This is a genomic window from Serratia sp. 2C06 (genome assembly GCF_050037615.1).
GTDB lineage: Bacteria > Pseudomonadota > Gammaproteobacteria > Enterobacterales > Enterobacteriaceae > Serratia > Serratia ureilytica.
Genome location: NZ_CP188299.1, coordinates 2,033,226 through 2,055,540, shown reverse-complemented (window position 1 = coordinate 2,055,540; position 22,315 = coordinate 2,033,226). Strand labels below are relative to the sequence as shown.

23 protein-coding genes are annotated in these 22,315 nt (G+C 60.7%); 4 read left to right on the top strand and 19 right to left on the bottom strand.

What is annotated here, in order from left to right; all coding sequences use genetic code 11:
* Genes ACP3TA_RS10125 through ACP3TA_RS10110 form a run of 4 tightly spaced genes read right to left on the bottom strand, consistent with a single transcriptional unit; the run spans window position 1 to window position 4,001 of the window.
* Window positions 1–630 carry an NADH:ubiquinone reductase (Na(+)-transporting) subunit D gene (locus ACP3TA_RS10125; protein ID WP_004930232.1) on the bottom strand — a complete coding sequence of 210 codons (630 nt, stop codon included), beginning with the start codon at window positions 628–630 and terminating at the stop codon, window positions 1–3.
* On the bottom strand, window positions 623–1,417 hold the full coding sequence (locus tag ACP3TA_RS10120) for a Na(+)-translocating NADH-quinone reductase subunit C (RefSeq protein WP_033651018.1): 795 nt from the start codon (window positions 1,415–1,417) through the stop codon (window positions 623–625). The genes ACP3TA_RS10125 and ACP3TA_RS10120 overlap by 8 nt, the downstream gene beginning before the upstream one ends.
* Window positions 1,407–2,648 carry an NADH:ubiquinone reductase (Na(+)-transporting) subunit B gene (locus tag ACP3TA_RS10115; RefSeq protein WP_426784592.1) on the bottom strand — a complete coding sequence of 414 codons (1,242 nt, stop codon included), beginning with the start codon at window positions 2,646–2,648 and terminating at the stop codon, window positions 1,407–1,409. The genes ACP3TA_RS10120 and ACP3TA_RS10115 overlap by 11 nt, the downstream gene beginning before the upstream one ends.
* Window positions 2,649–2,651: 3 nt before the next feature.
* Window positions 2,652–4,001, bottom strand: a complete 1,350-nt coding sequence (locus ACP3TA_RS10110; protein ID WP_042783737.1) for a Na(+)-translocating NADH-quinone reductase subunit A — start codon at window positions 3,999–4,001, stop codon at window positions 2,652–2,654.
* A 552-nt stretch (window positions 4,002–4,553) separates the two neighbouring features.
* On the opposite strand from ACP3TA_RS10110, the gene dpaA reads away from it, so the two are divergent.
* Window positions 4,554–5,321: a peptidoglycan meso-diaminopimelic acid protein amidase gene (dpaA, locus tag ACP3TA_RS10105; RefSeq protein ID WP_033641973.1), complete on the top strand. Its 768-nt coding sequence runs from the start codon at window positions 4,554–4,556 to the stop codon at window positions 5,319–5,321.
* Here dpaA and ACP3TA_RS10100 read toward each other — a convergent pair.
* Together ACP3TA_RS10100 and lpcA are read right to left on the bottom strand one after the other, a co-directional pair.
* Window positions 5,256–6,059: a class II glutamine amidotransferase gene (locus tag ACP3TA_RS10100; protein WP_019454310.1), complete on the bottom strand. Its 804-nt coding sequence runs from the start codon at window positions 6,057–6,059 to the stop codon at window positions 5,256–5,258. The two genes, dpaA and ACP3TA_RS10100, sit on opposite strands and share 66 nt — an antisense overlap.
* A 103-nt stretch (window positions 6,060–6,162) precedes the next feature.
* Window positions 6,163–6,744 (bottom strand): D-sedoheptulose 7-phosphate isomerase, encoded by a 582-nt coding sequence (lpcA, locus tag ACP3TA_RS10095; protein ID WP_004930220.1) that lies wholly within the window; start codon window positions 6,742–6,744, stop codon window positions 6,163–6,165.
* 246 nt (window positions 6,745–6,990) lie between these two features.
* Between lpcA and fadE the strand changes: the two genes are divergently transcribed.
* Window positions 6,991–9,447 (top strand): acyl-CoA dehydrogenase FadE, encoded by a 2,457-nt coding sequence (gene fadE / locus ACP3TA_RS10090; protein ID WP_004930218.1) that lies wholly within the window; start codon window positions 6,991–6,993, stop codon window positions 9,445–9,447.
* 289 nt (window positions 9,448–9,736) lie between these two features.
* Complete coding sequence (locus ACP3TA_RS10085) at window positions 9,737–9,889, top strand: Hok/Gef family protein (RefSeq protein ID WP_004930217.1); 153 nt, start codon at window positions 9,737–9,739, stop codon at window positions 9,887–9,889.
* 73 nt (window positions 9,890–9,962) lie between these two features.
* Here ACP3TA_RS10085 and ACP3TA_RS10080 read toward each other — a convergent pair whose 3' ends face one another.
* The 10 genes from ACP3TA_RS10080 to mtnK form a co-directional block, all read right to left on the bottom strand.
* On the bottom strand, window positions 9,963–11,006 hold the full coding sequence (locus ACP3TA_RS10080) for a HoxN/HupN/NixA family nickel/cobalt transporter (protein WP_046688284.1): 1,044 nt from the start codon (window positions 11,004–11,006) through the stop codon (window positions 9,963–9,965).
* A gap of 40 nt (window positions 11,007–11,046) precedes the next feature.
* Complete coding sequence (gene yut / locus ACP3TA_RS10075; RefSeq protein ID WP_060659918.1) at window positions 11,047–12,024, bottom strand: urea transporter; 978 nt, start codon at window positions 12,022–12,024, stop codon at window positions 11,047–11,049.
* A gap of 19 nt (window positions 12,025–12,043) precedes the next feature.
* A complete protein-coding gene (locus ACP3TA_RS10070) occupies window positions 12,044–12,991 on the bottom strand; it encodes an urease accessory protein UreD (RefSeq protein ID WP_033651014.1) in 948 nt (315 codons plus the stop codon).
* Window positions 12,988–13,623, bottom strand: a complete 636-nt coding sequence (gene ureG, locus ACP3TA_RS10065; protein WP_033641969.1) for an urease accessory protein UreG — start codon at window positions 13,621–13,623, stop codon at window positions 12,988–12,990. The genes ACP3TA_RS10070 and ureG overlap by 4 nt, the downstream gene beginning before the upstream one ends.
* Window positions 13,624–13,642: 19 nt before the next feature.
* Complete coding sequence (locus ACP3TA_RS10060) at window positions 13,643–14,329, bottom strand: urease accessory protein UreF (RefSeq protein ID WP_042783734.1); 687 nt, start codon at window positions 14,327–14,329, stop codon at window positions 13,643–13,645.
* Window positions 14,326–14,922 carry an urease accessory protein UreE gene (gene ureE, locus ACP3TA_RS10055; protein WP_033651011.1) on the bottom strand — a complete coding sequence of 199 codons (597 nt, stop codon included), beginning with the start codon at window positions 14,920–14,922 and terminating at the stop codon, window positions 14,326–14,328. The genes ACP3TA_RS10060 and ureE overlap by 4 nt, the downstream gene beginning before the upstream one ends.
* Window positions 14,923–14,934: 12 nt before the next feature.
* On the bottom strand, window positions 14,935–16,650 hold the full coding sequence (locus ACP3TA_RS10050) for an urease subunit alpha (protein ID WP_042783732.1): 1,716 nt from the start codon (window positions 16,648–16,650) through the stop codon (window positions 14,935–14,937).
* A 3-nt stretch (window positions 16,651–16,653) separates the two neighbouring features.
* Window positions 16,654–17,100, bottom strand: coding sequence for an urease subunit beta (locus ACP3TA_RS10045; RefSeq protein ID WP_154582437.1), 447 nt, complete (start codon window positions 17,098–17,100; stop codon window positions 16,654–16,656).
* A gap of 54 nt (window positions 17,101–17,154) precedes the next feature.
* Window positions 17,155–17,457, bottom strand: a complete 303-nt coding sequence (locus ACP3TA_RS10040) for an urease subunit gamma (RefSeq protein WP_025160087.1) — start codon at window positions 17,455–17,457, stop codon at window positions 17,155–17,157.
* Between the two features lie 511 nt (window positions 17,458–17,968).
* The gene (gene mtnK / locus ACP3TA_RS10035) at window positions 17,969–19,168 is read right to left on the bottom strand and encodes an S-methyl-5-thioribose kinase (RefSeq protein WP_046897644.1); all 1,200 of its coding nucleotides are present in this window, start codon (window positions 19,166–19,168) and stop codon (window positions 17,969–17,971) included.
* A 146-nt stretch (window positions 19,169–19,314) separates the two neighbouring features.
* On the opposite strand from mtnK, the gene mtnA reads away from it, so the two are divergent.
* Entirely contained in the window at window positions 19,315–20,343 is a 1,029-nt protein-coding gene (mtnA, locus tag ACP3TA_RS10030) for an S-methyl-5-thioribose-1-phosphate isomerase (RefSeq protein ID WP_069099966.1), read from the top strand.
* A 17-nt stretch (window positions 20,344–20,360) separates the two neighbouring features.
* On the opposite strand, the gene ACP3TA_RS10025 is transcribed toward mtnA, so the two are convergent.
* From ACP3TA_RS10025 to ACP3TA_RS10015, 3 genes are read right to left on the bottom strand one after another with little or no spacing between them, the layout of a single operon-like run.
* Window positions 20,361–20,903 carry a 1,2-dihydroxy-3-keto-5-methylthiopentene dioxygenase gene (locus ACP3TA_RS10025; RefSeq protein ID WP_033641961.1) on the bottom strand — a complete coding sequence of 181 codons (543 nt, stop codon included), beginning with the start codon at window positions 20,901–20,903 and terminating at the stop codon, window positions 20,361–20,363.
* Window positions 20,900–21,589, bottom strand: coding sequence for an acireductone synthase (mtnC, locus tag ACP3TA_RS10020; RefSeq protein WP_046688277.1), 690 nt, complete (start codon window positions 21,587–21,589; stop codon window positions 20,900–20,902). Before mtnC ends, ACP3TA_RS10025 begins: the two co-directional genes overlap by 4 nt.
* Window positions 21,586–22,200 (bottom strand): methylthioribulose 1-phosphate dehydratase, encoded by a 615-nt coding sequence (locus tag ACP3TA_RS10015; RefSeq protein WP_089194307.1) that lies wholly within the window; start codon window positions 22,198–22,200, stop codon window positions 21,586–21,588. The genes mtnC and ACP3TA_RS10015 overlap by 4 nt, the downstream gene beginning before the upstream one ends.
* Between the last annotated feature and the right edge of the window lie 115 nt (window positions 22,201–22,315).

The following is a 22,315-nucleotide window of genomic DNA, read 5'->3' as shown; positions in this document are numbered from 1 at the left end:
TTACTCCTTTTCGATCTGCGCCGGCTTCAGGGTGCGCAGCACCCAGATCAGCAGGCCGATGATGAAGAACGCGCTCGGCGCCAGCAGGAACAGGCCGTTCGGCTGATACCAGCCGCCGTTCTGCACCGTTTCCAGCACCGGAACGCCGAACAGCTTGCCGGAGCCAATCAGCTCGCGCAGGAAACCGACCAGCACCAGGATCACCCCGTAACCCAGCCCGTTGCCGATGCCGTCCATAAAGCTCTCGATCGGCGGCGACTTCATGGCGTAGGCCTCGGCGCGCCCCATCACGATGCAGTTGGTGATGATAAGGCCGACGAACACCGACAGCTGCTTGGAGATCTCGAACGCATAGGCGCGCAACAGCTGATCGACCACGATCACCAGCGAGGCGATGATCGCCATCTGCACGATGATGCGCACGCTGTTGGGAATATGATGACGGATCAGCGAGATGAAGAAGCTGGAGAACGCGGTCACCAGCGTCACCGCAATGGTCATCACCACCGCCGTTTCCAGCTTGGTGGTCACCGCCAGCGCCGAACAGACGCCCAGCACCTGCAGGGCGATCGGGTTATTGTCGAACAGCGGCCCCAGCAGGACCCGCTTTATCTCTTTGGAATCAGCCATTTTTCAACGCTCCTTCACGAACTTTTTTCAGGAACGGGCCGAAGCCGTGCTCGCCCAACCAGAAATCAAACGTATGCTGCACGCCGTTGGAGGTCAGCGTGGCGCCGGACAGGCCATCCACCCCGTGTACGTCCCCCTGACGCGCGCCGCCTTTCACCACGCGGATCGCCGGCTGGCCGTTGTCGTCGAACAGCTGCTTGCCGACCCACTGCTGGCGCCAGGACGGGTTCTCGACCTCACCGCCCAGCCCCGGCGTTTCCCCCTGGTCGTAGTAGGTGATGCCCTTGACCGTGTTGCCGTCGTTATCCAATGCCACGAAGGCGTACATCATCGACCACAGACCGGTGCCGTATACCGGCAACACAATCTTGTTCACCTGGCCGCTTTCATCGCGCACCAGGTAGATTTCCGCCTGGTTGCTGCGGCGCTTGATGCCAGCCGGATCGTCGCCCGCGGGCAACGCCACGCTTTTGGCGTCGTCGCGCAGCGCGGTGCCCAGATCGAACGCCGCCGCCTTGCCGGCGACAAATTCGCCGCTGTTCAGATCCACCAGGCGCGGTTCGATGCGCTCGCTGTACAGGCGCTTGACCTGCTCGCTCTCCATTTTCGGCTGCAACAGGCCGGCTACGTCGAGAATATTGCGCTGCTTGTCGAGCAGCTTTTGCTCCTGCTGTTTGGACTTCAGGCCGACGGCGGAGCCCGCCACCACCACTGAACACACCAGACACAGCAGCAGCACTACCAGCAGCGTTTTACCGATGCCGTCGTTTTTCGCTTCATTCGCCACGGGCTTTTCTCCGCTTGATGTTGGCCTGCACCACCAGGTAATCGAACAGCGGCGCGAACAGGTTGGCGAACAGGATCGCCAGCATCATGCCTTCCGGATAGGCGGGGTTGACCACCCGGATCAGCACGCACATCACGCCGATCAGAATGCCGTACCACCATTTCCCCTTGTTGGTGAAGGAGGCGGAAACCGGGTCGGTCGCCATAAAGATCATGCCGAAGGCGAAGCCGCCCAGCACCAGATGCCAGTACCACGGCATGGCAAACATCGGGTTGGTGTCCGAACCGATGGCGTTGAACAACAGGGCGGAAGCCACCATGCCGAGCATCACGCCGGCGACGATGCGCCAGGAGGCCACGCGGCCGAACAGGATAATCGCCCCGCCGATCAGGATCATCAGCGTGGAGACTTCACCGATGGAGCCGGGAATGTTGCCGAGGAAGGCGTCCAGCCAACTGATGGACTGGCCGGTGGCCACGTTGCTCAGGCTGTGCGCCCCGCCTGCGCTCCACTGCGCCAGCGGCGTCGCGCCGGAGAAACCGTCCGCGGAGGTCCACACCAAGTCACCGGAGATCTGCGCCGGATAGGCGAAGAACAGGAAGGCGCGGCCGGCCAGCGCCGGGTTGAGGAAGTTGCGCCCGGTGCCGCCGAAGATCTCTTTGGCCACCACCACGCCGAAGGTGATGCCCAGCGCGGCCTGCCACAGTGGCAGGGTCGGCGGCACGATCAGTGCGAACAGGATAGAAGTGACGAAGAAGCCTTCGTTGACCTCATGCTTGCGGATAATGGCGAACAACACTTCCCAGAAGCCGCCGACGACGAACACCACGGCGTAGATCGGCAGGAAGTAACAGGCGCCCAGCACCATCTTGCTGACCCAGCCGGCGTCGGCCGCCAGCGAGGCGCCGAGCCACTGCGCCAGGCGATAATGCCAGTCGCCCGCCAGCACCTGTTGCAGCGTGTCGCCGCTGTACAGATGGTGCAGCGCCGGGATCGCCTGCTGGCCGACGTTGTACATGCCCCAGAACATCGCCGGGAACACCGCCAGCCACACCAGGATCATCATGCGTTTCAAATCGATGGCGTCGCGCACGTGCGAAGCGCCGCGCGTCACCGTGCCGGGGGTATAAAACACCGTGGTGGTCGCTTCATACAGCGGGTACCACTTTTCCAGTTTGCCGCCCGGCGTGAAGTGATGCTCTATCTTCTCAAAATAATTCTTCAGGCCCATCGGTTATCCTTCCTGCTCAATCTTGGTCAGCACCTCGCGCAGCACCGGCGCGTACTCATACTTGCCGGGGCAAACGAAGGTGCACAACGCCAGATCTTCCTCGTCCAGCTCCAGGCAGCCCAGCGCCTGCGCACTGTCGCTGTCGCCCGCCAGCAAATCGCGCAGCAGCAGCGTCGGCAAAATATCCAGCGGCATCACCCGCTCATAGTTGCCGATCGGCACCATGGCGCGTTCGCCGCCGTTAGTGGTGGTCGAGAAGGCGAACAGTTTGTTTTTCAGGAAGTGGCCCAGCGTGGTGCGGGTAATGGAGAACTTGTTCGGCGACGGCACGATCCAGCCGAACAGCTCTTTGTCGCGCCCTTCTTCCAGCACCGACACCTGCGAGTGGAAACGGCCCAGCCAGGCGTTCGGCCCGGCGGCCTGCATACCGTTCAGCACCGAACCGGAGATCACCCGGTTCTCGCCCTCTTTCAGGCGGCCGGCGGTCAGCTCATCGAGGCTGGCTCCCAGGCGGGTGCGCAGCAGCGTCGGCTGCGCCACCTGCGGCCCGGCCAGCGCCACGACCCGGCGGGTATCGAGCTTACCGGTGGTGAACAGGGTGCCGATGGCGATCGCGTCCTGGTAACCGATGTGCCAAACGGTTTTCTTCAGGCTGACCGGTTCAAGGAAGTGAATGTGGGTGCCCACCAGCCCGGCGGGATGCGGGCCGGCAAATTCGCTGTAGGCGATCTGCGGGCCGCTCTGCTGGCCAACCGAGGCGCCGGCGGCGTGGCATACGTGTACCTTACCCGCCGTCAGACGCGCCAAGACCACCAGCCCGGCGTTGAACGCCGCCTGCTGTTCGGCGATGATCACTTGCGGATCGGCGGCCAACGGTTGGGTATCCATCGCGGTGACGAAAATGGCGCGCGGTTCGCTGCCGGGGCTTGGCGTTTTGCTGAACGGGCGGGTGCGCAGCGCGGTCCACAGGCCGCTGGCGATCAGTTCGCTTTCGACCTGTTCGCGCGGCAGTTGGCTGAGTTCACCCAACGGATAATGCGCAAACTCAAGCTGATCGTCGCCGCCGTTTTCCAGCGCAATCACCACCGATTGCAAGACGCGCCGCTCGCCGCGGTTAATCGCGACGATGCGGCCGCTGGCGGGAGCCGTGAAGAAAACCCCGGGGTTTTTCTTATCTTCGAACAACGCCTGGCCTTTCTTAACGGTATCGCCTTCCTGCACCAGCATGGAGGGACGCATTCCGACATACTCTTCCCCAAGCAGGGCGACATGCTGAATGTTCGGGCCATCTTGGATCGCCTGAACCGGGGCTCCGGCTATCGGCAGATCTAACCCTTTTCTGATCTTAATCATAGGATTTATACGATGTAGTTTGGTTTACACGTCTGACCGGCCCCAGAGGCGGGTGCTGACGATGCCAGGATTGCCGGGCAGTGCGCACAACGGCACGCCCAACATGAACTTTCTCGCAGTGAAAAACTGGGGTAACGCGCATTCCCTTGAATCCCCCTTCCGTTGTTTGCGCGACAGTCGATGTGTTAACGGCATGTAGCCAAATAACCATCAAAACGGCCGGGTTATATGCAATAACTCTTGCCGCTTCAATCGCCACAGCGCGTTAAATTGAAGAGAGAATATTAACATTGTTCGCAACATTGTTCTGCGTTCCGTCGTGACTTGTGTCAAGCAAACGCAATTAAATTTCGCCTGTTTTTCACTACTTATCGTTAAAATCTGCCGGTCATTTCACTTTTATCGAGCTTTGTCGTTTTTTTATACATATCACGTATTGCTAAAAATAAACGCGCTGGTAATCTGGCGGTGTTTTGCAGCAGTAAAAACAATAATCAGTGGCACGCTGGCCAATCTCATTGCGCCGGCAGATAAATATAAGCAGGAATAATAATGAGCAAAATCGCGCTGTTGTTTGCGATGCTTGTTTCTATGCCGATGATCACGGCCTGCAGCGCCAGCGAGCAGGTACCCGAAGCGCCGGTAGTTAAACAGCAATTATTGGGGTCGCCGGTCTATATTCAGATCTTCAAAGAGGAACGCAAGCTGGAATTGTATGCCAAAATGGGCAATGAATTCCGCTTGGTCAATACGTTCCCGATCTGTAATTTCTCCGGCGGGCTGGGTCCTAAACGTCGTGAAGGCGACTTTAAAAGTCCGGAAGGCTTTTATAGCGTTGACGCGCGCCATCTGAAACCCGACAGCAAGTATTATCGGGCGATCAATATCGGTTTCCCTAATGATTACGATAAGTCGCAGGGCTATTCCGGCGCTTATCTGATGATCCACGGCGAATGTAAATCGATCGGCTGTTACGCGATGACCAACACCTATATGGATGAGATCTATCGCTACGTCGAAGCCGCCTTCGCCTATGGCCAAAGCCGCGTCGACATCAGCATCTACCCGTTCCGCATGACCGAACAGAACCTGAAGCGCCATGCGTCATCCAGCTATATCGCCTTCTGGCGCCAGCTGAAGCCGGGCTATGATTACTTCGCGAAGAACCACCAGCCGCCGATGATGACCGTGGACAACGGCCAGTATGTGCTGGGTCAACCGTTGATGAGCAGCGGCCAGATGACGCAGTACGCGTCAACCAGCCCGACGCCCAACACCAATCCCTTCGCTCAGAACAAGCCGCTCACCGAAGTGAAATAACGCGAACTCGCCTGGCTCAATCTTGTGCCAGGTTTCGTTGGCGGTCAGCGGTTGGGTGGCGATCACCGTGACCACATCGTTCGGTGTGGTCTGCTGCTGAAAATCGATCTCCACGTCCTGATCCAGTAGCGTCGCCTTGCCGAACGGCGCGCGGCGCGTGATCCAATACAGGTTGGTGGAGCAATAGGCCATCACGAAGCGCCCGTCCGACAACAGCATGTTGAACACCCCTTTCTTGCGCAGCTGGCTCGCCAACAGGCCGATATAGCGGAACACCGCCGGCCACTGGCTCGGGGTGCGCGGGTATTTCAACGCCAGCTGATGCAGCAGCCAGCAAAACGCGTATTCGCTGTCGGTCTGGCCGACCGGGCGAAACGTGCCGGTATCCAGTTGGCGATAGCCTTTCAATTGGCCGTTGTGCGCGTAAGTCCAGTTGCGGCCCCACAGTTCCCGGGTGAACGGATGGGTGTTTTCCAGCGCCACTTCGCCGCGGTTGGCCTGGCGAATATGGGACACCACCGCGCAAGACTTGATCGGATAGTCCTGCACCAGGCGGGCGATCGGCGAGTTGAAGCTCGGCTGCGGATCCTTGAATGTGCGGCAGCCGTTCCCTTCATAGAAGGTAATGCCCCAGCCATCCTTATGCGGCCCGGTGCGGCCGCCGCGCTGTACCAGGCCGGTAAAGCTGAAGCAGATATCGGTCGGTACGTTTGCGCTCATCCCGAGCAGTTCACACATCGCCAGCACTCCTTAACCACACTGACATACGCTGTGCGGGCGCGGCATGCATGCGGCGCCCGCTGTCTTATTCCTGGGGGAGCCGGAGCCCCCCCGAAGGCTATCAAGCCTTAACCATCTCTTTTTCGATCAGCTGAATCAAGATGTGAATCGCTTTGATGTGGATTTCCTGAATGCGATCGGCGTAGCCGAAGTGCGGCACACGGATTTCCACATCGGCGGAACCCGCCATTTTGCCGCCGTCCTTGCCGGTCAGGGTGATCACTTTCATCCCCTTGGCGCGCGCCGCGTCGATGGCCTTGATGATGTTGCCGGAGTTGCCGGAGGTGGAAATGCCCAGCAGCACGTCGCCTTCGCGGCCCACCGCTTCCACATAGCGGGAGAACACATACTCATAGCCGAAGTCGTTGCTGACGCAGGACAGATGGCTCACGTCCGAGATGGCAATCGCCGGGTAGCCCGGGCGGTTTTCACGGTAGCGGCCGGTCAGCTCTTCGGCGAAGTGCATCGCGTCGCAATGGGAACCGCCGTTGCCGCAGGAGATCACTTTACCGCCGGCTTTGAAGGAGTCCGCCAGCAGCACCGCCGCGCGTTGGATGGCGTCGATGTTGGCGTCGTCATTGATAAATTTCGCCAGGGTATCAGCCGCTTCGTTCAGTTCACTGCGAATAAGGTCGTGGTACATGAGGAACCTCTTGTTATCGTCAAATCTTCCGCTCCGCAGTGTACCGGATCGCGGAAACAGCGAGAAGCATTCTCAGCCAAACAGCGCGCCGGTTAAGGAAGCGGAGAGGTTTTTGATGATTGGTGCTGTCAGTTTGTGACCTGAGTTGTAATTAAACTGTAAACGCATTGATAAAAATTCTGCCTTGTACTAAAACCTATTACATACACACAACAGGTCAGACCTCTTACTACTTCGGAGCTTCTTATGATGGTTCTTAGTATTGTCGTTTTACTGGCTCTCCTCGGCGTGGTGTTCTACCACCGAGTGAACCTTACCCTCAGCAGCCTGATCCTGGTGGCGTACACCGCCGCCATGGGCGCGATCGGCCTGTGGAGCTTCTGGCTGTTGCTGCCGCTGGCGATCGTGCTGCTGCCGCTGAACCTTTCCTCTGTGCGTCGCTCTCTGCTCTCCGCGCCGGCGCTGCGCGCCTTCCGCAAGGTGATGCCGCCGATGTCCACCACCGAGAAGGAAGCGATCGACGCGGGCACCACCTGGTGGGAAGGCGATCTGTTCCGCGGCGCGCCGGACTGGAACAAGCTGCACAGCTACCCGAAACCGCGCCTGACGGAAGAAGAGCAAGCGTTTATCGACGGCCCGGTGGAAGAAGCCTGCCGCATGGCCAACGACTTCCAGATCACTCACGAACTGGCCGATCTGCCGCCTGAACTCTGGGCGTACCTGAAAGAACACCGTTTCTTCGCGATGATCATCAAGAAAGAGTACGGCGGTCTGGAATTCTCCCCTTACGCTCAGGCGATGGTGCTGCAAAAACTGGCCGGCGTTTCCGGCATCCTGGCGATCACCGTCGGCGTGCCGAACTCCCTCGGCCCAGGCGAACTGCTGCAGCATTACGGTACCGAAGAACAGAAAAACCACTATCTGCCGGGCCTGGCGCGCGGCGACGAGATCCCTTGCTTCGCGCTGACCAGCCCGGAAGCGGGCTCCGATGCCGGTGCCATTCCAGACGTCGGCACCGTGTGCATGGGTGAATGGCAAGGCAAGCAGGTGCTGGGCATGCGCCTGACCTGGAACAAGCGCTACATCACGCTGGCGCCGGTCGCCACCGTACTGGGTTTGGCATTCAAACTGCATGACCCGAACCGCCTGCTGAGCGACAACGAATCCCCGGGCATCACCTGTGCGCTGATCCCGACCAGCACGCCGGGCGTGGAAATCGGCAACCGCCACTTCCCGCTGAACGTGCCGTTCCAGAACGGCCCGACCCGCGGCACCGACGTGTTCGTGCCGATCGATTACATCATCGGCGGCCCGAAAATGGCCGGCCAGGGCTGGCGCATGCTGGTTGAATGCCTGTCGGTCGGTCGCGGCATCACCCTGCCGTCCAACTCCACCGGCAGCCTGAAATCCATCGCCCTGGCGACCGGCGCCTACGCGCACATTCGCCGTCAGTTCAAGATCTCCATCGGTAAAATGGAAGGGATCGAAGAGCCGTTGGCGCGCATCGCCGGCAACACCTATGTGATGGACGCCGCCGCTTCGCTGATCACCTACGCGCTGGTGCAGGGCGAGAAACCGGCCGTGCTGTCGGCCATCGTCAAATACCACTGTACGCACCGCGGCCAGCAGTCGATCGTTGACGCCATGGACATCGCCGGCGGTAAAGGCATTATGCTGGGCGAATCCAACTTCCTGGCTCGCGCTTATCAGGGCGCACCGATCGCCATCACGGTGGAAGGCGCGAACATCCTGACCCGCACCATGATGATCTTCGGTCAGGGCGCGATCCGCTGCCATCCTTATGTGCTGGATGAAATGGCGGCGGCGCAGAACAACGATCTGAACGCCTTCGATAAATCGCTGTTCGGCCACCTGGGCCACGTCGGCAGCAACAAGGTACGCAGCTTCTGGCTGGGCCTGACCAACGGCCGCACCAGCGCCACGCCGACCAAGGACGCGACCCGTCGTTACTATCAGCAGTTGAACCGCCTGAGCGCCAACCTGGCGTTGCTGTCGGACGTTTCCATGGGCGTGCTGGGCGGCAGCCTGAAGCGCCGCGAGCGCATCTCCGCTCGCCTGGGGGATATCCTCAGCCAGATGTACCTGGCTTCCGCCGTGCTGAAACGCTTTGACGACGAAGGCCGTCAGAAAGAAGATCTGCCGCTGGTACATTGGGGCGTGCAAGACAGCCTGCATAAAGCCGAACAGGCGCTGGATGATCTGCTGCGCAACTTCCCGAACCGCTTTATCGCCGGCGCGCTGCGCTTCGTGGTCTTCCCGTTCGGCCGCGTGCATACCGCTCCGTCCGATCGCCTGGATCATCAGCTGGCCAAGATCCTGCAGGTGCCTTCCGCCACCCGCAGCCGCCTGGGGCGCGGCCAGTACCTGACGCCGAGCGAGCATAACCCAATCGGTCTGCTGGAAGCGGCGCTGGCCGACGTGATGGCCGCCGAGCCGATTCACGAACGCCTGTGCAAGGCGGCCGGCAAAAACCTGCCGTTCACCCGTCTGGATCGTTTGGCGGAGCGCGCGCTGGAAGAAGGCAAGATCAGCGCCGACGAAGCGAAGATCCTGGTGAAAGCCGAAGAGAGCCGCCTGCGCTCCATCAACGTGGACGACTTTGCGCCGGATGCGCTGGCGGCCGCCAAGCCGGAAAAGCCGGCGGCGCAGTCTAAGCGCCAACAGCAGACCGAAGCGGCTTAACGCCAATTCCTACTCCACGCATCCAAGGGGCGATCATCATCGCCCCTTTTTCTTTTCTTGCATCACGAACTGCGCACCGCGCCGCAGGTTGGCGCAACGGCGGATTTCACGGGAAGGAAGTTCGGGTAGACTGCGCAGCGGGTGCTCTGGATCTTTCTGTCCGGAGCCTTGGCAAAGGAGAGAAAGAGAAAGGCCCCGAGTCGATATTATCAACCCGAGGCCACTCTGATGCCTAGCAACATCAGGTTAGCCTCTTACCCGCCGCAAGGCAAGGATAGGGAGGTCAAAAATGCAGCAAAAACGGGTCGTGCTTAAGCTGGTGATCGTCTGTATGACGCTGATCGCGTTCATCTGGCTAACCCGCGGTTCGCTGTGCGAACTGCGCATCAGGTTGGGAGACTCGGAGGTTGCGGCCACTTTGGCTTACGAATCCGAACGGTAAGGCAACCCAACGGCGGGGTTCGCCCCGCCCGTTGGCGGATGGTGTCAGGCAGGATCCACGAGCACCCGCCTTTTCAGCCGCTGACCGTCAGCTTGTCATAGCCGCGCAGGCGGTAATTCACCACCGACACCAGCCAGCAGAAAATGAACACGGCGATCACCCAATAACCCATCTCCCCCAGATGATCGTTGAGCCGCGCCACGGCGTCCCACAGCGGGCCGGACAGCGCCAGCTTGTCGGCGATAAGTCCGAGCGCTTCGATGCCGCCGATAAACACCGCGATGATCACCGACGCCGCCGTGATGGTCATGTTGTAGTACAGTTTGCGGATCGGTTTGGAGAACGCCCAGCCGTAAGCGCCAATCATCACGAAGTTGTCGATGGAGTCGATCAGCGCCATGCCGGCGGCGAACAGCGCCGGGAACAGCATGATGCTCCACAGGTTCATGCCGTGGCCGGCGCCGGCAGCCGAAATCCCCAACAACCCGACCTCGGTGGCGGTGTCGAAGCCCAGGCCAAACAAGAAGCCCACCAGGTACATGTGCCAGCTCTGATTCACCAGCCTGAACAGCGGGCGGAAGCAGCGCGCCAGCGCACCGCCGCCGCTCATCAACAGATCCAGCGATTGATGCGCAGGCAGCTCGCCCGCCTTCACCTGCCGGAAAGCGCGCCACACGGAGATCAGCACCAGCAGGTTGATAAAGGCCACCGTCAGCAGAAACAGCGCGGACACCAGCGTGCCGATCAAACCGCCGGTTTCGTGAAACCAGCCCATCTGTCGGCTGAACATCATCGCCGTGGCGGCAATGGCGGCCGAGGCCAGCACCACGATGGTCGAGTGGCCGAGCGAGAAGAAGGTGCCGACCGCCACCGGCGTTTTGCCCTGTTGCATCAGCTTGCGGGTCACGTTGTCGATCGCGGCGATGTGATCGGCATCCACCGCATGACGCAGACCAAAACTGTAGGCCAGCAAGGCGGTGCCCATCAGCGCCGCATTGTCTTTGAACACCGCCAGCGCCAGCAGCCAGACAACGACGTTGACCGCCACCAGCCCCAGCAGCAGGGATACCGCCCGCCGCCGGGCCGCGCCATGCAATCCTTCGGAAATTACCGCCATACCCACACTCCCGTATTCTCATTATGTTGAAATCAATGGATTAGCGCCGCGCCGCGATCACCGCCGGATTGGCGCTCAAAAACACCCAGGACGCGATCACGAACGGCATGGTCAGCGACGGCATCCCCAGCGGAGCCAGCAAAGTATTGAAAGCCCCCTGCACCAGCACCGTGAAAATCACGCCGAGCAGCGTATAGATAAGCACCCGCCGGCCGGGCGGGTTGAAGACGGAACCCAGCGCCACCGCCGTCAGCACCGCGCTGAAAGCATACAGCCCGGCGAAGACCGCCTGCGGATCGGCGCCGATCGCCAGCGCGGTGATCACCGCCAGCAAGGCGCCGAAAAAACCCAGCGCCATCGCGCGCGGCGACGAAACCGCCAGCCCGAGCAACAGCAGCACGCCGCCGCTCACGCTGCTGCACAAAAAGACCTGGGAGACGCCGTGCAACGCACCGCTCAACACCTCCGCCAGGTCGGGATGCGGGTTGAACACCGCGCCGTCGGCCGGGATGGCCGCCGGCGGCAACCGCACATGCCGCAGATGGCTGAACGGGTAGCTGGCCAGCAGCACCGTCCAGGTGGTCAGCACGAAAGGCGCGGTCAGCGCCGCGATCTTCCAGGTACGCAGCAGCCGATTGAGGCCGACGGTGACGATCACCGAGATCGCACTGCTGAAGATCACGCCGATCCACAGCCAGACTGAGGGCAGCAAAAAGGTCGGCAGCGCGGCGCCGACCAGGCAGCCGTTGTAGCCATAGAGACCTGTGCGCAACGCTGCGCGATCGTCCACCAACCACGCCGCGCTGAGCGTCGCCGCCGCCGTGCCCAGCAGGCAGCCGAAGGCCACCTGCGGCAGCCCCTCTTCCCAGGCGCCCACGAAAATGGCGATGAAAAACAATAATCCGGTCAACGGGTTATTTTGAAACATCACCTGCGAACAGCCGCGCAGCACCGCATCCGTCACCGCCGCTATTCGGCTGCGGGCGCACAACGCCGCCCAACTCCACTTTGTCGTCATGACCGCTTCCCGCTGCAGACTAGCGCCAGATAAAAGGCTCGGGCAGCGTCACGCCCAGGATTTCCTCCCGGGCGACGCGCCAGAAAGCGCGAATCGCCGCCTTCACCTGGCGCGCCTCTTTGCCCAAAGCCTTAAAGATCAGCCCGCACTCATTGGGCAACCGGCTGACGCCGCTGGCGATCCCCTCAGCCTCGTCATAGCGGGGCGCGATGCGATCGAGGATCCGCTGATGATGCTCGGGCGGCGTCAGCAGGATCACATTGCCGAACACATCGAACGGCCCCATCACGCCGACCCCGTTCAGCGGATGTTTATGCGGTTCCAGCACATAGCGCTCGACAAACAGCGTGTTGCCCTCGGGGCGACAGGCGCTGATGCGCGAAGAGTAAACGTCGAATCTGAAACCGCGATCCGCCTGATGGTGTTTGCGTCCCGACATCAGGATCTCGCCATAGAGCAGCGTCGCCGTGGGGTGCAGCGTAATGCGGGTATCGGTAATGAAGCGCGAGCCGCAGTGAGGGATCACCGGATCGGGCATCATCTCCAGATAGCTGCCCTCTTCGAGCGTCAGCGTCTGCATCTGCGCCGCGTAGTTATTTTCCATGGCGTGGATCTTGGTCGCCGATTGAGTGGTGACATGCCCGCAGGCCCGGGGGGCGACCTGCACCTCGAGCGTCAGGCGATCGCCCTGCAAGATGCAGCCCGAGGTGGAGATGACGAATACGCACGGCATCTGCGGCAGCGCCTCGTCCCAATACAGCGCCCGCTGCACCAGAAATGGCACGCGCCGCTCCATTTGCCGCAGCACGCTGCGATGCCCGTTCAGCGCGAACCCCAGCCGCAGATAGCCGGTTTTGCCCACGCCGCCGCTGGCCATCTGCGGCGGTTCGTCCTGGTAGGCGGCCAACTCCGGCGCGTCGGCGCCGAGTTGCGCCACGCGCCTCGCCGCTTCGCTGACGGCCGTCATACCGCCGCCGACGGCGCGTGGGTGAACAGGAAATCACGCATGATCATATCCACCAGTTCGTCGATGCCTTCGCCGGTTTTGCAGTTGGTGAGGATATAAGGCCGCTCGCCGCGCACCACGCGCGTATCGTGCTCCATCACCGCCAGGCTGGCGCCGACGTACGGCGCCAAATCGATTTTGTTGATCACCAGGATGTCGGCCTGCACCAGGCCCGGGCCGTTTTTGCGCGGGATCTTTTCACCTTCGGCGACGTCGATAACGTAGATGTAAAAGTCCGCCAGCGCCGGGCTGAAGGTCAACGTCAGGTTATCGCCGCCGCTCTCGATCATCACCACGTCGCTGTCCGGGAAACGGGCCTCCATCTCCTCCACCGCGGCGATATTCATGCTCGGATCCTCGCGCACCGCGGTATGCGGGCAGGCGCCGGTTTCCACGCCCAGAATTTTCTCCTCGTCGAGGATCCCCTTGAGCGTGCGCTTGACCTGTTTGGCGTCTTCGGTAGTGACGATGTCGTTGGTGATGATTAACGGGCTGATGCCCCGTTCGATCAGACGCGGCGTAATGACTTCGATAATCGCGGTCTTGCCCGAGCCTACCGGGCCGCCGATGCCAATGCGGGTAATTTTCTTCACTCTGCTCGTTCCTTTGTCATTAGTTGCTGAACAGTCGGGTAAATGCGCCGACGTGCAGCGCGGCCAGGACGTCGGTCACCGGCGCGTAAGAGGCCATTTGTTCAACGCCGCCGCGTTCGGCTTCGTCACAAAAAACGTCGATGTCCCGGTTGAGTTGAAACAGGATGCGTTGGGTGTCGATATGGGTGACGCGCATCAGGCGCATGGCGGCGCTGAGAATGGTCATCGCCACGCCGTACTGGTGCATCACCGCCACCTCGCGCGGCCCCGCGCCCAGCGCCGTCATCACTACCGCCTGCGTCACCGGATAGGTGCCGGCGGCGCGGCCGGTTTTGATCTGCTCAAGCCACCAGACCACCTGGGGCTCATCACAGATGGCCGCCGTCATTTCCGCCAGCTTCTTTCCCATCCTCACCACCATGCTGCGGCCTTCTTCATTCAGCTTGCGGTTGAACAGCGCCCAGTCGTGCCCGATAACCGCCTCGCGATCGCCCCCCTGCAGCGCCCGGCAGGCCGCCGCGACCGCCCGGCCGTCGCCGCCCGCCGCCTGTTGCAAAGCGGTGCGGGTGAACGATTTCAGCGTGTCGACATCGCGCACGATGCCGGCCTGGATCGCCGACTCGACGCCATTGGAAAAGGCAAACGCCCCCACCGGCAGCACCGAGTCGGCAAACTGCAGGATGCGAATCAGCTGAACAGCGTTCATTTCAATTTGATCACATGCTGACCGAGGAATGGGCTGTCAACATGCACATGGGTGGCGGAATCCTCCGCGCCGCCGAACAGCAGGCGCGCTTCGGGCTGGGTCAGATGCGGCAAAATGCTTTCACCCTTCACGAACGAATAAGGCAGCGCATGAAAGCCGTGGGTTTTCATCACCGAATCCATCACCTTGGTCGCCACCGTCAGCGGAATAAAGATGCGATCGCCCTTGATGACTGACTTCCAGTGCTGATTGCCCAGCGCATGCCCCAATTCGAACGCGGTCTTCAGCACCGTAGCCATATCGGTCGCCAGCAGCGACTCAAGATGGATTACCATCACATCGCGCAGGTTCATCTGCACCACCACCGCGCTGCGGTTCGCTTCGTCCCAAAGCAGCACATCGCCGTCGGCCAGCACCTGGTGACGATCGAGGGAAATGCCGAGATCCTGACCATCGCGGGTGGTTTTGCGGCAGCGGCTTTTCTGCGCCTCCCACTGCGAAAGCGCCAGCACGTCCAGCGAGGCGTGTTGCAAGCGCTCACGCCAGTCGGCATCCCGTTTGATATTGCCGAGTATCTTTTCAATCACGATCATGAGCGGCGGTTCCTAGCTGAAGAAGTAGCGTTGATTAAGCACGGCGGTGGCGATCGGTTTCACCGTGGCGTGTTCGCCGTTGACCTTGACGGCGAAGGTTTCGGGATCCACCTCGATGTGCGGCGTTTCCGCATTGCGCACCATGTCCTGCTTGGAGATCGCGCGGCAGTTATGCACTGCCATCACCTGCCGCTCCAGCCCCAGTTTCTCTTTGATGCCGTCGTGCAATGCCGCGCCGGAGACGAAGGTGACGCAGGTTTCCTGCAGCGATTTGCCCATGGCGCCGAACATCGGTCGGTAGAACGTGGGCTGCGGCGTCGGCAACGACGCGTTGGGATCGCCCATCACCGCCCAGTTAATCATCCCGCCCTTGATCACCAGCTTCGGCTTGGCACCGAAGAAGCGCGGCTCCCACAGCACCAGATCGGCCATCTTGCCGACCTCGACCGAACCCAGCACGTGGCTGATGCCCTGCGCGATCGCCGGGTTGATGGTGATCTTCGCCACGTAGCGCAGCACGCGGAAGTTATCGTGTTCCGCCGCATCTTCCGGCAGCTTGCCGCGCGCGGCTTTCATCGCGTGTGCCGTCTGCATCACCCGCAGCCAGTTTTCGCCAACCCGCCCCATCGCCTGGGAGTCGCTGGAAAACATCGACAGCACGCCCATGTCGTGCAGCACGTTTTCCGCGGCGATGGTTTCCGGCCGCACCCGGCTTTCGGAAAACGCCACGTCGGCCGGCACATTGGGGTTGAGGTTGTGGCACACCATGATCATGTCGAACAGTTCGGCCTGACTGTTGATGCCGAACGGCAGCGTGGGGTTGGTGGAGCTCGGCAAGACGTTCATCTGCGCGGCGACCTTGATGATATCCGGCGAGTGCCCGCCGCCGGCGCCTTCGGTGTGGAAGGTGTGGATAGTGCGCCCTTCGAAGGCGTCGATGGTGTCCTCGACGTAGCCGCCCTCGTTCAGGCTGTCGGTATGCACCGCCACCTGAATATCCATGTCGTCGGCCACCCTCAGCGCGTGGCGCAGCGCGGAGTTGGTGGCGCCCCAGTCCTCATGCACCTTCAGCCCGGCCACGCCGGCGGCGATCTGTTCGACCAGCGGCGCAGCGTGCGAAGCGTGCCCCTTGCCGAGCATTCCCACGTTGACCGGCATGTTCTCGAAGGCGCGTAGCATGCGGTGGATATGCCAGGGCCCGGCGGTCACCGTGGTGCCGTTGGAACCGTCGGTCGGCCCGACGCCGCCGCCGAAGAAGGTCGTCACGCCGTTGGAGAGCGCATGTGCGGCCTGCTGCGGCGAAATGAAATGAATGTGCGTATCGATGCCGGCGGCGGTCAGGATCAGGTGTTCGCCCGAGATGGCGTCGGTGCTGACGCCCACCACCATGCCGGGCGTGACGCCGTTCATCATCGCCGGGTTGCCGCTTTTGCCAATGCCGGCGATCAGGCCGTTTTTAATGCCGACGTCCGCCTTGATCACCCCTTGCCGGGCGTCCAGAATGGTCACATTGGTAATGACCAGATCCAACACATTGTCGCTGGTTAATCGGTTATCGGCGCCCATGCCGTCGCGCAGCGACTTACCGCCACCGTAGACCGATTCCTCACCGTAACCGCGCAGATCTTTTTCTATTTCAATAAACAGTTGCGTATCGCCCAAGCGAATTTTATCGCCGGTGGTCGGGCCGAACAGCCCGGCATATTCCTGCCTGGAGATCGTTGGCATGCTTTATTCCTCGTCCGTCTTGATGGGCGCCTGATCGCGGTTTTTATAACCCAGTTCAATAGCTCGCTTTACATCTATAGTTTTCTTTACTCTTTCACCGGCGGCTACCGGGCTGTCGCCCGCCCAACCGTCCACCAGATTATTAAAACCATAAACCGTTTGCTTGCCGCCGATGGCAATAAGCGCCACCTCGATTTCATCGCCGGGTTCAAAACGGATCGCCGTCGTGGCGGTGATATTTAACCGTTTGCCAAAGGCGGCGGCGCGATCGAACTGCAGCGCTTTGTTGGCTTCGAAGAAATGAAAGTGTGAGCCGACCTGAATAGGCCTGTCGCCGGTGTTACGCACCGTTAAAATAAGGCTTTCGCGATCTTCATTGAAGGTAATGGGGCTTTCGGACAGGATATAGCCGCCGGGCGGCACGTGCTTTTCTGGGTCATGTTTTTTCATCGAAATACCTGGCTGATAAGGTTTATCCGTGGCAATCAGGGACGCAAACCGCACTTACTGAATCGGATCGTGCACCGTCACCAGGCGGCTGCCGTCGCTGAATATCGCTTCGACCTGCACGTGCGGGATCAAGTCCGCCACGCCGTCCATGACGTCATCGCGGCTCAAAACCTGCCGCGTGTCGTTCATGACTTCTTCCAGCGTTTTTCCCTCGCGGGCGCCCTCCAGCGCCGCGGTGGTAATAATGGCCACCGCCTCGGGATAATTAAGCTTTATCCCTCTGGATTTTCGTTTTAATGCGACGTCAGCCAGGGTATAGACCATCAGCTTTTCGATTTCTCTTGGCGTTAATTGCATGGAGCACTCCGATCTCGATAGAAATAATCAGACAAAGTGAGGCCAAAGGTTACTTATAGTTAATAACCTTGCGTTATTTATTTACGATTGTCCGACACTCGAATAATCTAGGGGGTAATATTGAGATAATCAACCCGCTGCTTTATTCAAACCCGAGCATGAGCTATCCCATTTACTAAAAAAGTAACGGCGACGTGATAGTTTTTATCGATAAAAAGTCTTTTTTCATCTTCCCACTCCCACAATAAAACGATCAAAAAAAGAACGGATGGCGTTTTTTTATTTTAATTACCGTCATGAAAGCCAGATAAATAAGCACTGTCCTTATGGATGGCATTAATATTAAAGACATGTAACCAACGGTCAGAAAATATAATTAAATTTACAAATAAGACGCGAGTGAAAATACCTTTTTAGTTAAAAACAATTTATCTATTCTGTTACTGATGCCAATAAGTTATTAAAAAAAAACCCGGCCGCAGCCGGGTTTGCCTCATTACTGTCGGGCTCTTCAGCCTTGCTGACGAATGCGCGCCAACAGCGCGTCGATATGCTCGATTTGCGGCGCATTGACGATCAGCGTGCGCCCCAAACCCAGCGCATGACGCTGACAGTCGAGGCGCATGTCGGCGTCGGCGATGCTGTCCAGATCGGCGACGTGCGCCAGGCCGATAGTGCGCCGAATCAGCTCGGTGCCGCAGTACCCTACCGCATCAGTCCAGACCTGCTGCAGGAACTGCTCGGCGTAACCCGGCGTCGCCAGCGCCGCATCGCGGCTTTGCTGATGGCACAGCGCCAGGAAACGATCGGCAAAGATCAGCCACAGCTCGCGCACATCCTGCAGACGCTGCTCGCGCCCGGCGGCGGCGTCGCGCGGCCCGAACAGCCCAGGCTGGCCGCAATAGTTGAGCAGCAGATTGCCTAACGCAGTGCCGACATCGAAACCGATCGGGCCGTAGAAACCGAATTCAGCGTCGATCGCTTTCAATCGCCCTTCCGCCACGAAAATTGAACCGCTGTGGATATCCCCGTGCAACAACGCCTCCGCCTTGCTGAGAAAGCGGTGTTTCAGGCCGGCGACCGCCAGCTTCAACGGTGCATCCTCGCGCAACGCCTGCACCTGCGGCAACAGCGCCGCCTCGAACTGATTGCGCTCATGGTCGATATAGGGATCGGTAAAGAACAGATCTTCGGTGATCTGGCACAGCTCGGGGTTGGTGAAGCGGCTGACTTCCGCTTTTTTCTGCTGCGCCGACTGATAAAAATCGGAGGTGTGGAACAGCGTCTGCGCCAGGTATTCCGCCAGCTGACCGGCCGCCAGCGGATGATAGTTCCCCTGCACCAGTTCGCTGCGCCAGATGCGATGATCGGAGAGATCTTCTTGCACCATCACCGCCAACTCGGGATCGTGGTGCAGGACTTTTACCGTATGTCGCGGGCAGAAACCGCCGTGGATCAACAGCGTTTCCGCTTCGATGCGCGCCCGATCCAGCGTCAGCGGCCAGGATTCGCCCACGCAGCGCACGTACGGCAAGGCCTGTTTGACGATCACCCGGCTCACGCCTTCGCGATCGCGGATCTTGAACACCAGGTTCAGGTTGCCGTCGCCGATCTCGTCGGCGCTGACCAGCGCCTGCGGATCGGCCACCTGCCCGTATTGGCGGGCGTATTCAACGGCATCGGCAGCCGTAAACGTACGATAAAGCGACATTCCCCAACCCCTCTGTTCTCTCTCGCTGCCCCCAGCGATTCTGTTTATTTAGACGTAAAAGCATTTGGACGTCTATACATCTGGAAGTCATGTTGGCAGAATAGCGTTTCAGATGCAATAACCTCGCAACAAGGAATTAACCGCCGATGCAAGCGCTTAACACCACCAGTTTGACCCTGCGGGACAACCGCCTTTGGATCCTCGATCAGCAAGCCCTGCCGCAGGAAAAGCGGTGGCGCGCCTGCGACAGCGTGGAGGAGTTGGTCGGGCACATTCACAGCCTGCGGGTGCGCGGCGCGCCGCTGATCGGGCTGTCCGCCAGCCTGCTGTTGGCGCTGCTGGCGGAACGCGGTGTGCCGCGCGCCGAGCTGGAACAGGCGCTGCATACGCTGCGCGCCGCCCGCCCGACGGCGGTTAACCTGATGAACAATCTGGATCGCATGAAGCTGGCGCTGGCGGAGCCTGACTGGGCGCCGGCGATGGTGAACGAAGCGCTGCGGCTGGTGGAGGAAGATCGCCGGCTGTGCGATCGCATCGCCGATCACGGCGCTGGGCTGGTCAAGCCCGGCAGCCGCCTGCTGACCCACTGCAATACCGGCGGGTTGGCCACCGCCGGCGTCGGCACCGCCATCGGCGTGCTGCTGCGCGCCCACCAGCAGGGCAAAGTGCAACAGGTATGGGTTGATGAAACCCGGCCGTTGCTGCAGGGCGGCCGTCTGACCGCCTGGGAACTGGGCGAGCTGGGCATTCCCTATCGCCTGATCTGCGATTCGATGGCCGCCAGCCTGATGGCGCAGGGCCAGGTCGATGCGGTGTGGGTCGGCGCGGATCGCATCGCCGCCAACGGCGACGTCGCCAACAAGATTGGCACCTACAGCCTGGCGGTGCTGGCGCACTACCATGGCATTCCATTCTACGTGGCTGCCCCGCATACCACCCACGATCCGCACTGTCCGGACGGCGCCGCCATCCCGATCGAGCAACGCGCGGCGGCCGAAGTCACCGGCGTTTCAGGCAGCTTCGGCGCCTGCCAGTGGGCGCCAGCCGATGCGCCGGTCTGCAATCCGGCGTTCGACGTCACGCCGGCCAAGCTTATCAGCGGGTGGGTGTTCGACAGCGGCGTGATCACGCCGCAACAGGTTGAAGCGGGGATTTTCCAGCGGGCGCTGGGTTAACGCCCGCCGGTTGACGATCAGTCCAGGCGCGGATAGGCATCGGCGATCGTGTCGCCGGTGAAATGCGCCACCCAGCCTTCCGGGTTGTCAAATACCCGGATCGCGGTAAAGTGCGGCGCCGAGCCCATATCGAACCAGTGACGGGTGTTGGCCGGCACCGAGATCAGATCGTTCTTTTCGCACAGGATCTGGAAGATCTTGCCGTCCAGATGCAGGCAAAACAGCCCCGCCCCTTCAACGAAAAAGCGCACTTCATCCTCGCCGTGCGTGTGTTCGGACAGGAATTTTTCGCGCAGCGCCTGACGCTGCTCGTGGTCCGGCCGCATGCTGATCACGTCCCAACTCTGGTAGCCCTTTTCCGCCACCAGCCGGTCGATCTCATGCTGATAGGCGGCGATCACCGCCTCCGGCTGCGGGTTGTCGCCCAACTCGCGATCCGCCTGCCAACGCTCAAAGCGCACGCCGATCTGCGCCAGCTGGCGCTGGATTTCCTGCGCGTCGCGGCTCTGCCACAGCGGCTGCTGCGGTGCTGTATCACTGAAAATGGTCAATCCACTCATGAGACAAACTCCCCTAAATCGATGTGATCAAAACGGCTGACCTGCGGATGCCGGCTCTGTGCGTCCGCCTCATCGCGGATCAGCTGGCAGGTATGCCAGCCGGCGGCCTGCGCGGCGTCCAGCTCCTGGTGAATATCGGACAGGAACAGCAGTTCGTCGGGCGCGATGCCGATAGCCTGCGCGATGTTGCGGTACGACGCGGTTTCACGCTTGGCGCCGACGCGGGTGTCGAAATAGCCGCTGAACAGCGGCTGCAGATCGCCGGCGTCGCTGTGGCCGAACAGCAGCTTCTGCGCCTCCACCGAACCGGAGGAATAAACGTAAAGCTTCAGCCCCTGGCGCTGCCAGGCAGCCAACTGCCCGGCGACCTCCGGATAAAGATGTCCGCGGAAGTCGCCCTCGCGATAGCCGCTGCGCCAGATGATGCCCTGCAGCGCCTTGAGCGCGGTGGATTTGCGATCTTCATCCATAAAGCGATACAGCGCGGCGATCAGCGCATCGAGATCCGCCTGCGGCTGGTCAATTTCAGCGCGCAGCGCCGCCAACGGCGCGGCGACTTCGCTCTCCGTGGCGTGACGGCGTACAAAATCCGCCAGCCGCTCGCGGGCATAGGGAAACAGCACCTGATGCACGAAGCGAATATCGCTGGTGGTGCCTTCAATATCGGTCACGATAGCGCGGATCATTTCGCCTCCAGCAAGCGACGTTGCAGTTCACACTGGAACAGGAATTCCAGCCCTTCGAGATGGCGGCGGGCTTCCGCCACCTGACCTCCCCAGCAATAGAGACCATGGCCGCGCACCAGAAAACCGTACTGCAGCGGCGTGACCTCGGCATAGGCCGCGACGCGCGACGCCAGCCGGGGAATGTCCTGATCGTTATCGAAAATAGGGATCGCCACGCAGTCCAGGTGGCTGCGCTGACCGGCGAGCGACTTTTGCATTTCGTACCCCTGCAGCACCAACGCATCGCCGCGTTCCACCCGCGACAACACGGTGGCGTTGACGGAATGGGTATGCAACACCGCGCCAAGATGCGGGTACAAACGATAGAGCAGCGTATGCAGCCCGGTTTCCGCCGACGGCGTACGGCCGCTCGGCACGTGATTGTCAGCGATATCCACCCGCAGAAAATCGGCGGCGCTCAGGCTGCCTTTGTCTTTGCCGGACTCGGTGACCAGGCACTGGCGTTCGTCGAGGCGCAGCGACATGTTGCCGCCGGTCGCCGGACACCAGCCTTTGTCGCCAATCCAGTGGCAGGCCGCCAGTAATGCGTTAAGTTGCGGATTCTCCGTCATTGTTATCGTTTCCCGTTCGGTATAGCGGTCAGCAGGTGAGGCTTAGCCGGCTGCGCGACAGGCTAAGCACTTTTTCGCATTTAGCCATCTAAGCGTCTTGATTGCCAAATACTAG